This window comes from Streptomyces niveus (assembly GCF_001723055.1).
In the GTDB taxonomy this organism is placed as follows: domain Bacteria; phylum Actinomycetota; class Actinomycetes; order Streptomycetales; family Streptomycetaceae; genus Streptomyces; species Streptomyces niveus.
Genome location: NZ_MDCR01000479.1, coordinates 1 through 541 on the forward strand (window position 1 = coordinate 1; position 541 = coordinate 541).

Here is a 541-nt window from a genome sequence, read left to right on the forward strand (position 1 = left end):
GGCCGGCCCGGTCTGGTCTCCCAGTACGAGGGCGTCAACGTCACGGTGTTCGCGTTCGACATCGCGGGAGACCGGATCAGGCACATCTGGGCGGTACGCAACCCGGAGAAGCTCCGTCCCTGGCAGGGCCGCTGATCGCCGTCGGGTCTCAGCTCAAGGTGAGGAGCACTTCGTCGATCTCGCCCTGCCGTGCCTGGGCGAAGCCCCTGTCGTGCCCGGTGATGACGAAGCCGCACCTCTCCAGGACGCGGATCGAGCCCGAGTTGTCGGCCGCNNCGGTCGATCCAGTACGTGACCTCGCGTTCGTCCGCCGGTCCGTACGCCGCGACGTGACCGGCCACCTCCACGTCGGCGACCACCGTGCGCATCACCACGTCGGGATCGGCGCGAATCCTCGCCCAGTGGGCGTCGAAGTGCCCCCTGTCGCTGGTTGCCTGGATGTGAACTCAGTGGTGGAGGCCGAGATTCTGGTAGATCTCCGTCGTCACCTTCGAGAAGTTCATGGTCATGAAGTGCAGACCCGGGGCTTCCTCGCTGATCA

General features: G+C 66.2%; 1 protein-coding gene and 3 pseudogenes. 1 reads left to right on the plus strand and 3 read right to left on the minus strand.

The window, feature by feature from the left end; translation table 11 throughout:
• Positions 1 to 135: pseudogene (locus BHU15_RS41890) on the plus strand (RNA polymerase subunit sigma-24); the annotation flags it as partial.
• 13 nt (positions 136 to 148) lie between these two features.
• On the opposite strand, the gene BHU15_RS41895 reads toward BHU15_RS41890, so the two are convergent.
• From BHU15_RS41895 to BHU15_RS42345, 3 genes and pseudogenes are all read right to left on the minus strand, one after another.
• Positions 149 to 274: GNAT family N-acetyltransferase (locus tag BHU15_RS41895; protein WP_368483237.1), on the minus strand; the 126-nt coding region annotated here is incomplete at its 5' end.
• A 2-nt stretch (positions 275 to 276) separates the two neighbouring features.
• Positions 277 to 428 (minus strand): annotated as a pseudogene (locus BHU15_RS41900) (GNAT family N-acetyltransferase); the annotation flags it as partial.
• Between the two features lie 18 nt (positions 429 to 446).
• Positions 447 to 541, minus strand: a pseudogene (locus BHU15_RS42345) (5,10-methylenetetrahydrofolate reductase); the annotation flags it as partial.